General features: G+C 43.3%; 3 protein-coding genes and 2 pseudogenes. 1 reads left to right on the forward strand and 4 read right to left on the reverse strand.

What is annotated here, in order from left to right:
• Positions 1-167: 167 nt before the first annotated feature.
• A complete protein-coding gene (locus tag OCV81_RS10020) occupies positions 168-4,262 on the forward strand; it encodes a hybrid sensor histidine kinase/response regulator transcription factor (RefSeq protein ID WP_148329890.1) in 4,095 nt (1,364 codons plus the stop codon).
• A 57-nt stretch (positions 4,263-4,319) separates the two neighbouring features.
• Here OCV81_RS10020 and OCV81_RS10025 read toward each other — a convergent pair.
• The 4 genes and pseudogenes from OCV81_RS10025 to OCV81_RS10040 form a co-directional block, all read right to left on the reverse strand.
• Positions 4,320-5,177 (reverse strand): annotated as a pseudogene (locus OCV81_RS10025) (sialate O-acetylesterase); the annotation flags it as partial.
• 54 nt (positions 5,178-5,231) lie between these two features.
• Entirely contained in the window at positions 5,232-7,730 is a 2,499-nt protein-coding gene (locus tag OCV81_RS10030) for a glycoside hydrolase family 31 protein (protein ID WP_148329891.1), read from the reverse strand.
• A gap of 186 nt (positions 7,731-7,916) precedes the next feature.
• On the reverse strand, positions 7,917-9,251 hold the full coding sequence (locus OCV81_RS10035) for a glycoside hydrolase family 43 protein (protein ID WP_262640316.1): 1,335 nt from the start codon (positions 9,249-9,251) through the stop codon (positions 7,917-7,919).
• 71 nt (positions 9,252-9,322) lie between these two features.
• A pseudogene (locus tag OCV81_RS10040) lies at positions 9,323-11,721 on the reverse strand (TIM-barrel domain-containing protein).
• Between the last annotated feature and the right edge of the window lie 33 nt (positions 11,722-11,754).

Below are 11,754 nucleotides of genomic sequence, written 5' to 3' on the forward strand. Positions count from 1 at the left end.
TAATTTTCCAGGTAACTTTTACAAGAACTCTCTTACACCCCTTAAAATCTATTTTCAAAAGCCTAAAAAATCCATGTTTTTTTCATTGACTACTAAAGAAAAATAACTTACTTTGTATCTATTAAATAATATTTTGATTCAATTTAGTCCTACAAACCACGTCAATAATGAGAAATAAAACATTCATTATAACCGTTATTTTCTGTCTATTGCCCCTCTTTTGTAAAGGGCAATTTTGCAAGTTATATACTACCCATGGAGAAATTTCCAGCAGTATGATCAACAATATATATCAGGATCAAAAAGGATATATATGGGTAACTACAGAGGACGGGGTGAATAAATTTGATGGAGCAAAGTTTACTAGTTACAGGACTCACAAGAACGACTCCACGTCATTAATAGGAAACCATGTATACAAGGTATTTCAAGATTCCAAAGGTCATTTGTATATTCTTTCTACCAAAGGACTGCAAATCTACGACTACCGGTCGGATACATTCAAAACCATCAAGAAATCGAGTCCGTCTTATAACAATAAAAGTATCACAGAACTTCGTAACGGCAACATTCTGATTGGAACCAGCGGATACGGAATGAAGACTCTGTCAACAGACAGCAAAGAGAATTTTCTGATTCAGGACTGGAATCCTTCCCTGAGTGGATATACTATCAACGAAATCATGGAAGACAAAAACGGAAATATCTGGATTTGCACAGAATACCATGGCATCATCCGAATTGATAAAAACGGAAAGCGGTACGATTATTCGCTTGGCACACACAACGGCAACCAGTTTATCAACTGCTGCACAGAAGATTCATACGGCAATGTATATGTAGGTACCACCGGACGTGGAGTATTCGTTTATCGAAAGGCTGACGATACGTTTCAGCAAATCTTTAAATCCGAGTTTCCCATCAAGGACCTGAAACAAAAAGAGCACTTCATGCTGATTGGCATTGACGGAGAAGGTATTGTTTCCTATAATATTTTGGAAAAAAAGATTGCGGATACAGATTTTTATATTGATAATGTCAACATCAAAAAAAGTAAAGTACATTCCCTTCTAATAGACAACAGTACCAATCTTTGGGTAGGTATTTATCAGAAAGGGGTAGCCTTTATTCCTTTACAAGCCAATATGTTTGGTTATATCGGAAGTTATTCCTCTCTTCGAAACTACATCGGGAATAACTGCATCACAGCCTTATGCGACTATGATGACGGGAAACTCATTGTCGGAACTGATAACGATGGAATCTACCAGCTAAATAACCATTACAATTTTATCCGACATTTGACACCTGAAACAAACCCTGACATACCCTCCACAGTGATGTGTCTGTTCAAAGATTCCCACAAGAATGTATGGATAGGCTCTTACCTGAGTGGACTTTCCTTCATGAACAACAAAGGAGATAGATTTACCAAAGTATCTTTGAAAGACAAAAACGGAAACGAAATCAAACGTGTGTACTGCCTGGCTGAAGACGCTCATAAAAGATTATGGATTGGCACAATGGGAATGGGACTCTATTTCACCGATTTACAAACGTCCATTCAGGAAAATATCAACGTGTACAATACCAAAGAATTGCAAGATGTCAACCAATGGATTGATGCACTTTACTATGCCCAAAATGGAAGATTATACATCGGTACTTATGATGGCATTAAATGTATAGATACTCAAACTCTAAAAGTAGCAGGAAAAGAAAAAGCATTGCTCGGACTTGTTATCTATTCCATTGCAGAAGATCATGAACATCGTATCTGGGCCGGTACATCCGATGGTATTACGGTTATGGACAAGGATTTGAATGTCCTCGAACAATTCACTACCCAAAACGGATTGCCTAACAACTCCGTTTCATCCATCGTAGTGGATAAAAACAATGACATTTGGGTCAGTACCAATCAGGGCATTGCCAAATACAACCCGCAGAAAAACTCCTTCATTCCGTTTTATACTTCCGACGGCTTATACAACAACGAATTCTCCAGAAATGCGTTCTGCCAATATCCCGACGGTAAAATCCTGTTTGGAGGAACCAACGGAATCATTTTCTTCAATCTAGATGACATCAAGATTCAGAAATTTCAAAGTAAAATCAGACTTACAGGATTTTACTTACATGATAAAGCTGTAAACGAACTTACAAAATCCGGGAATTATCCTGTAATAGACAGTGACATATTCAATACAAAAGAAATTAACCTGGCACATTACGACAACTCTTTCTACATTGAATTCGCTACAGACAATTTCATCGTTCCTCAAAGTTATGTATACTCCATGAACAACGGAACATGGAATTCTTTGCCCAAAGGAACTTCCCGTGTATCATTCAGCAACCTTCCGGTAGGAAAGTATGAGTTTAAGATTAAAGCTATCAATGGCTCTGCAGAATCGGAAATAAAAACCATATTCATCCATATTCATCCAGCATGGTATAACTCGACTATAGCTTGGATTATCTATCTGGCCATCATTGGCAGCATAGCTGCCGTCTTCATACATCAGGCAAAAGAAAAATACAGGGTAAGGCAAGAAATGCTGAAACACAAGCATCTGGAAGAAATCAACGAAGCCAAACTGCAATTCTTCATCAACATCTCGCATGAGATTCGAACGCCGATGTCGTTGATAATAAGCCCGCTCCAGAAATTAATCTCTACCGACAACGATGCGGAAAGACAGAAGAGCTACTCCCTGATTGAACGTAATGCACAACGCATATTGAACCTCATCAATCAGTTGATGGACATCCGGAAAATAGACAAGAACCAAATGAAACTCAGTTTTACAGAAGTGGAATTAATCGGTTTTGTCAACGACATCAAGGACACATTTGCCTATCAGGCTGCCAGCAAAGGAGCCCAACTGAACATTATCACCCAACTGGACCAACTGAAAGTATGGCTGGACCCGAACAATTTTGACAAAGTGATTTTCAACTTGTTGTCCAATGCTCTCAAGCACATTCAAAATGACGGAAAAATTAATATCTACATTAATTCCATTCACGACAGCAAAGAAAAAGCTCCATTGAACAACTATGCCGAAATCATTATTGAAGACAACGGTTCAGGCATCAAGGAAAGTGAAATGAAACGCATCTTTGAACGCTTCTACCAAGTGAGCGACGACAGGTCACGCAGCAAAGGAACCGGAATCGGACTTCATTTGTCTATGTCACTCGTAAAAATGCATCATGGCACCATTACGGTCAAGAACAACGACAACCAACCAGGATGCAGTTTCACCATACACATCCCGCTAGGATGCAACCATCTCTCCCCAGAAGATATGGCCTCAAACTCCTCTGATACAACACCTCTATCTTCCACAGAAGATCATACGCTTCAGCACATTCCACTCCCTCCAGAAGAAAATGAAGGGGAGGAAAACAGTAAAAAGGCACCGAGAAAGAAACATTCTGTCCTCATTGTGGAAGATGAAGACGACATCCGGAATTACTTACTGACCGAATTAGGCAACCATTTCCGTGTATTAAGTTGCAGCAACGGAAAAGAAGCCATGGAAATCATCATGTCGCACATGCCGGATTTGGTGCTCAGCGACATCATGATGCCGGAAATAAACGGAATTACCTTGCTTAAAAAGCTGAAACAGAATATCAAGACTAATCATATTCCGGTCATTCTTCTGACAGCCAAGAACAGTGAAAAAGACTACATTGAAGGGCTTTCATTGGGAGCTGACGCCTACATTGCCAAGCCGTTTAATCTGGAAATTCTAATCACCACCATTGAAAACCTGATTCGAAACCGGGAAGTACTGCGTAACAACTTCAGTGGCAAACAGGAACAAGATGGACAGATTGAAGTTATTCAACCTCAGTCGGCAGATGAGAAACTGATGAAAAAAGTGATGAAAGCCATCAACAAGAATCTGAACAATCCGGACCTGAACGCAGAAATGATTGCGGCAGAAGTGGGTATAAGCCGAGTACATCTATACCGGAAACTTAAGGAAATCACGAACCAGTCCACACGAGATTTCATCCGGAATATTCGACTAAAGCAGGCGGAGATTCTACTGAAATCAGAAAAGAATTACAGTATTTCTGAGATATCCCAACTAGTAGGATTTAACAATACCACTTATTTCTCGAACGCATTCAAAGAATTATATGGTGTGTCTCCAAGCAAATACATGGAACATTGCAAAGAGAACAAAGATAAACTAGAAGAGGACACTCGGAACGAACAAGATAAAACAGAAAAACAATAAAAAGACATCACTAAGAAAGTCTGGCCGCAACTTAACGACCAGACTTTTTAGTTTTTATTCTGTTTTCAGAATCTGAAGCATCGTAAGCGCATATCTTTTACCCAGCTCACGATATCCGGCCGCACTGAAATGCAGTCTGTCGGAAACCGCCTCACACCCTTCGGATGAAATGACATGCGCGGAAGGTATTGTTTCCGGCAATTTCTGAATCACCGGATTCATAGAGGCACAAGCTCCTCCCTGCCCTTCTGACACAAGTTCACCCACCAACAGAGGCAATGAATTGGGTTTCAAATTAAGATCGGAAAGAATGCTGTCGTACACTTTCTTAACTTTCAACGGCCACTCCGAATCACCAGTATTTGACTCTCCCTGATGAAACAGAATCCCTTTTATGACTCCACAGCGGGAAGCCTGTCTGGCCAATTCAATCAATCTGGCATAAGGATTTCCATCATACTCGGCCACCATGTTTTTCAGCCAGTTCGGAGAAGTCTCTACGTATGAAGTATAATCATCTTTATCAAACAATTCGATTTTACAACCTCCTACGGCCACATCAATCACTCCCACCTGTACATTGGCTGGAAGACTATCTACCATTGTGCGACCGAAATAATCTGCAGGAGTCAATCCGGTGCCACATCTTGCCAAAGGGGGAACTGCCGTGTACCACTCCCCTTTCTTCCGTCCTAAATCCGGACAATCCACAGCTTGAAGCACTTTAAAACGAGGATTCACATCCACTGTATCGCATGCTTCTATTTTTGCATTTCCCTCCATATTCGACTGACCCAAACACAAATAAATATGAAAATTCTCATCCACCTTGCCTGCTTCTGTATGAACCTGTGCAAAAACAGGTCCAAAAGTCAAAGCCATCAACGATGTCAGCGTCGCAATCATTTTCTTCATTTCCATTATTCACAAATTTAGATTCCACTTTTCATTTTCCTTTTTTACACTCTATCAGAAAGTAACTTTCAGCTCCTCTCCCTTATATACGACCGACTTCTCGGCCACTTCTACCGCCCCATTGGAAGACGAAGCGACTTTCACAATCTTCAGTTCCCGAACAGGCTTCATTCCCGCAAATGTCCCCTTCCGTTTACCTATCACCAACGTAGCGTCTTTCTCATTCCAGGTCAGACGGATACAGGAACAAGCTCCTTTTTCATACTCACAGTCTGTTCCATTATCTTCATACAGCTGATAAGTACCATCCGTTCCGGTATACACCCGAATTTCCCACTCCGATTGCAAAGCTGTCTTAGCCTCGTCCGTATAGCCAGAAGCCAAAGGTAAAATTGTACCCGATTTGACAAATACAGGAATATAATCCGGAGAAACTGAGGTTTGAACCCATCCTGAAGACAAATGCCGATTGTCATAAAAATCGTACCACCCACCTCGAACGACAGGCAAGTACGTTTTCCAAGTAGCAGGTCCCTCTTCCACAATAGGAGAAACCAGCAGAGAACGACCAAACATATACTGGTATTTCAAAGATAACGCCAACGTATCCTTCGGAAAATCCATCACCAAAGGACGCAACATTGTTCCATCTTCCAGCGAAACCCATGCAGACTCTGAATAGATATAGGGTAGAAGGCGATAACGCAAGGCCAACGATTTACGGGCCATTTCCGTCACTTTGTCTCCGTAGTTCCAAAACTCTGTATTCGTCATATATCCATGTACACGCATCAAAGGCAGAAAAACCGAAGTCTGAAGCCACCGGGAAAACCGTTCATGAAAATGGACATCCGTATACTGTGCATCTCCCGGCCGGAAGAACCCTCCGGCATCGTACGTCCACCAAGGCAGACCACAGACAGAAATTCCCAATCCGGCTACAATCTGACGACGAAACGTATCCCAATCGTTCCCGACATCCCCCGACCAGGTGGCCACTCCATACCGCTGAATGCCCGGGAAGCCACTACGGGTAAGCAAGACCGTTCGGGGACTAAAGAAACCTTGTTTCCCATTGGAAGAAAGGCTTCTCAGACCTTCATATACCGTTTTATTAACCACCAATGGATAGACATTCCGGAACACCTCTCCGGGACAACTTGAGTGATTTACCCGACGCCCCACCAAATCGTCATTCTCCGGTTCTGTGGCATCCAGCCACCAAGCATCTATTCCTATCGGGAGAACCAAGCTATCCCGAAAATTCTGCCAGTAAAAAGAAGCTGCCTCCGGATTAAAGAAATCAATCCAAGGAGTGCCTGGAATATAATAGGCTTTCTCGGCCATCTTTTTTCCCAGCACCGAGTTCTGGTCTACCTTCGACCAGACTGACAGCATCAATCTCATATCCATCCGGTGAAGGCCGTCGACCATTTCCCGAGGAGAAGGGTAATCTGCCTCATCAAAACGCATGGCGTTCCAACCATATTTGCCCCAATACTGCCAGTCCTGCACCATCAAATCGACCGGCAATTTTTCTCTTCGGAACCGAGAGGCCGTTTCCAACAATTCTTTCTGAGAATGAAAACGTTCCCGACAATGAATGTATCCCAAGGCCCATGCCGGCAACATCGGTACTTCTCCCGTCACAGCCCGATAAGAAGCAATCACCTCATCGGCCGTCCCGGCAAAGAAGGTATAATCGATGCCATTAGAAACCGGAGAACGAAAGGTCGTAGTCTGGTCTACTTTCCGGAAATACAGCTTAGGAGTATCCTCCTTCGTCAACTCCGCCTTCAAACGATGTGTTCCCGCTTTCAAGTCAATCAGTACAGAAACTGTAGGTGGCAGCCACAAATTATTCAAGTCTACTACCGTACGTCCGTCAATTTCCAAGTTGTGCCTGCGAGCCATGGAACTTCCAACGTCCAGCATCAAAGCATATTGCCCGTCGGACTCTACTTGCAGGCTACCTGCAAACACATTACTTTCACGTACTTCTTCCTTACCTCCTTCGGTAGAAGTCACATTCACAGTCACCTTATCACCCGAAGCACCCGTTTTCTGGAGCGCAATCACCGAAGAAGACGGGTTAAATTCCGTCAGACCGTAGTTGTTCCACAAAAGTCCGTATCCCTTATTCGACATCACAAAGGGGATGGCAATCTGCGTATTGACCTGAGTCAGCCTCCGCGTCAATCCACGCACATTCAAATACCCATCCTGAAACTGCCCCAGTCCATAAAGATATTCATCGGAAGGAGAATGGAAAGTCTGTGTGGACACATACGTCTGTTCCCCTTGTACAGAAGAAGCCTGAATCTGACCTCCTTCCTCTCCCAATATCACCTTTCCATCCGAAGAAAGGAACGAAATCCGTCCGTCGGATACTGACACCTTTACTCTTACATTCTTTAAAGTCAAAATATACCCACCGTCCTCCTTCTTAAGTGTGTAAGCTGGAGCCTTCACTGGAAGATACACCAATTCCGGAAGCTCATGCGCAATCCCCCGGCTTCGAACCACCCTTACAGCACCTTCGGTCAACGGCATTAGCCTCAACCGGGTATCTGCCCGACGGAAAATAACCTGGTCAGTTTTTTTTTTTCAGCGTCCATTCTTCTACCTGACAAGTAGACGAGAGGCCGGGGATGTTCCCGGCCACACCTTCTCCTCTCCACCATACACAAGCAAAGAAGAACAACAAACATAGATAACCCCTCTTCATGACATGCACAATTAATAATTCAGTTTCCAATAATCAAAATAAGCAAGATCCTTCGGAGCCTTTCCATTAAAGATAAAATACAGGTCGTGTACTCCTGTCACTTTCGGTATCTGTGCCTCCACAATCCGCCAACGGTCACTTCCCCCCGTCCGCGGCACCTTTATCTTTGCCAACACCTGTCCATCCAGTCCGTCAAGACGTACCTCCATCGTAATCTCTGCATTGTGAGTGGTAGACAAACGGGCTGAAAAACGAGACGGAGCCTTTTCACCGAAATCCACAGACCGAACTTTTGTATAAGCTCCATCCGCTAAAGCAGTAATAAAAACCCCAACTTGAGCGTTATATGAACTTTTCATTTTTTCCGACCAGGCCATGGTCTCTGCTTCCACCTTCCGGTATGGACAAAGAGGTTTCAAGCTTTTTGCGACTCCCTCTTTCACCATCTTCACACACGGAATCTTCCCATCTGCCTGAAAGTCCAGCTCTCTGACGCAAACAGAACGAGTAAAACCACTTCCGCCTGGGAGAGAAGCGTCATGATAGAATAAATAAGTTTTTCCTCTGAAATCAGCAATACCCGGATGATTCGTAAAACTTCCTCCTTCAGTAGCCATCAATGTACCTCCGTAATTCCACGGACCTTCCGGACCTTTTGATGTGGCATAAGCCAGATGTTCAGGCACCGGTCCTCCTGCATAGAAAAGATAGTACATTCCCTTACGCTTATACAACCAAGGAGCTTCTTCATACAACGTAGGACGCTGCGGATCTCCCTCCCTACGTCCAAAAGCTTCCGGTTTCATCGGTACCGCATGTATTCCTCCTTCATAAGAAATCATGTCCTCATTCAACTTCACATAATAACAATTAGGATTTCCCCAATACAAATAAGCCTGTCCGTCGTCATCGACAAAGACAGTAGGATCGATATTTCCGTATTCAGCCTGCACAAGCGGAGTTCCCAACGGGTCATAGAAAGGTCCATAAGGACTGTCGGACACAGCCACTCCGATAGCAGTCTCCCCCTTCAAATCCGTCACAGGTACATACATATAAAATTTCCCGTTGCGTTCCATACACTGAGCCGCCCAGGCATCTCCTCCTGCCCACTCAAATGTTTTAAATGACAAAGGCATGGGATGTTCCGTCCAATTTACCATATCATCTGTAGAATAAAGTTTCCAGTCATTCATGGTAAACCAAGTAGACCCATCTTCATCGTGACTGGTATAAAGATACAATCGGTCATTATATACCAAAGGAGCCGGATCGGCTGTATAAGAAGTCTGAATAATAGGATTTTGCGCAGCCACAGTCAAACTGGACAACAGAGCTACCCCCATTGCCAATTTACGCCACCGGTTCTTACCATAAATCTTATTAGCCTGTATATATCTCATCAGAATTAGTTGACTCATAATTTTACATTGATTTTTTTACCCGTATAATTAATTGTTTTTCTTTTCCATCTGCCGTTTTCAAGAGGAAAGTCCGTTCATGGAGCATTCCTTGATATTCGCCTTTTCTGCTTTCAATCGTAAAGGTACGCTTTTTGTCATTCCATTTCATCCATATTTCTGAATAAGCCCCCTTTTCGTAATTATAGTTATCAAACTCATCTTCATACAAACAGAAAGTACCATCTGCACCAGGATAAATATGAATATCCAGCTGTTGCCATGATTTCTGCCGGGCATACTGCACCTCCGGTCCGATAGGAATAATACTTCCAGATTTTACATACAAAGGCATCACATCCAAAGGAACTTCTTTCTGCACAGATACACCTCCTGCCAGTTTCTCTCCAGTCCAATAATCATACCAGTCTGCTCCCTCCGGCAAATACACTTCGGTAGACTTCACTGACGAAAAATCAGAAACACGTTCTTCGCCCTGCATTCCAGTGTACATCGGGTCCGTTACGGGCTTCACCAGAATGGACTTCCCGAACATATACTCATTGTTCATGTCCCACACCTTCCTGTCTTTTGGAAAATCCATTACCAGCGCCCGCAAGAAAGTAGACTGACGTGAAGTGACTTCCCAAGAAAGAGAATAGATATACGGTAACAAGGAGTAACGAAGATGAATAAACTTTGCAATCGCATCATAGTAAGGCTCTCCTTTTTTCCCGAACTGATAGATTTCACGAGGCGCATCCGCACCGTGCGAACGCATCATCGGACAAAAGGCACCAAACTGCAGCCATCTTACATACAGTTCCTTATAATCCGGATCTGCCAGTTTCTTCGGATATTCACCCAAGAAGAATCCCCCTATATCCGTATTCCAGTTCGGAATAGCGGAAAGAGAGAAATTCAATCCAGCCGGAATCTGCCGCTTAAAAGAATCCCATGTCCCTTGAATATCTCCCGTCCATGTATTCGCCCCATATCGCTGTTGTCCAGCAAATGCGGAACGAGTCAAAATAAACACACGCTTATCGGAAGAGACCTTACGCTGATGGTCGTATACCCCTCCAACCGACATCAACGGATACGCATTACGCACTTTCCGGAAACTTCCCAAGAAAGTCTCTTCATTCAGGTCTTCATCCTTGAAGTTCAGATGGTCAGGTTCCGTAGAATCCATCCACCAGCCATCCATTCCCAAGGTAAACAATCCTTTGTTCGCATATTTCCAATAGATATCACGGGCTTTTGGATTATAGGCATCGTAAACCCGTACCCCCGACAAATAATCTTCCCGTGGAGGCCACAAATCAGGTCCTGCCAAAGGCCATGTCTGAAAGTTGAAAAGCATTCCCTTCTCATCCAGTTCCTTATAAGGCTTTGTCATCGGTCCAAAAGAAGACCAGATAGAGATTATAGCCTTGGCATTCATGCCATGAATATCCTCCATCATTTTTTGAGGATTCCAAAACTCCCCGTTCAGGAATTCCATGGCATTCCACAGATAATTTCCACCCCAATACTGCCAGTCCTGGATGATACCGTCGAGCGGAACCTGCAACTCACGATACTTGCTCACCACTCCTACAATCTCATTCTGACTCTTATACCTTTCCCGACTCTGCCAGAAACCATAAGTCCAAAGAGGGAGCATCGGTACCTGACCTGTCAGTTCACGCATATTGGCTATTACCCCGTCGGCGTTACCACCGGTCATGAAATAATAATCGATGAACTCTCCTACTTCCGATTCAAAAAAGGTTGCCTTTTCATTATCAACAAACCAAGTAGGAGAATAATTGTCCCAAAATACACCATATCCTTTCACAGACTGGAAGAATGTGACCACATCTTCCACGTTTCCTTGAATAAGATACTTATCCTGATTCCGCTGACTGAGTTTTCCACTCTGCATCTGCCCCAAACCATAAATAGGCTCATCCTTGTCCAACTTAAAGACCTGTTTGATACGGTAATCGCCCGTATTTACTCCTTCTTTATATTGTATTAACACAGGTTTTTCCTGTTCTTCCAGCAACTCGGCTCCATTCTTGGTTTGGAAAGACACATTCCCAGTTTCTTTATCCAGCAACACCATTACTTCCGATGACGTAACGGTATATTTCCCGTCGGCCTCCCCATAAGAAAGTTTGCATTTACGAGGAGCCAATACCACTGAAAGATTATTACGCTCTGGTATCGTATCGGAAGAAGAAGGATATTTCACCACCCGAGCTATCTCGGGGGTATAAAATACAATTTCTGTCACCAGCTTATCTTCCTCCATATTCAATTTAAGCCCACGTGCAGTTTTTGTAAGCACATTTCCGGCCAACAGTATTCCAGAAGAAGACAGAACAGAAGCAAACGATAAAACGCCCGTCAAAATAATAGCTTTCATATTCTCATACGATTTATTGTATTTGACCCTTTA

Source organism: Phocaeicola fibrisolvens, from assembly GCF_025567125.1.
Taxonomy (GTDB): domain Bacteria; phylum Bacteroidota; class Bacteroidia; order Bacteroidales; family Bacteroidaceae; genus Phocaeicola; species Phocaeicola fibrisolvens.

What these genes read in the sequence shown, in the direction of transcription:
- OCV81_RS10020 (WP_148329890.1), top strand. Translation starts at nt 168, where the DNA reads ATGAGAAATAAAACATTCATTATAACCGTTATTTTCTGTCTATTGCCC.
- OCV81_RS10030 (WP_148329891.1), bottom strand. Translation starts at nt 7,730, where the DNA reads ATGCCGTTGACCGAAGGTGCTGTAAGGGTGGTTCGAAGCCGGGGGATT.
- OCV81_RS10035 (WP_262640316.1), bottom strand. Translation starts at nt 9,251, where the DNA reads ATGGGGGTAGCTCTGTTGTCCAGTTTGACTGTGGCTGCGCAAAATCCT.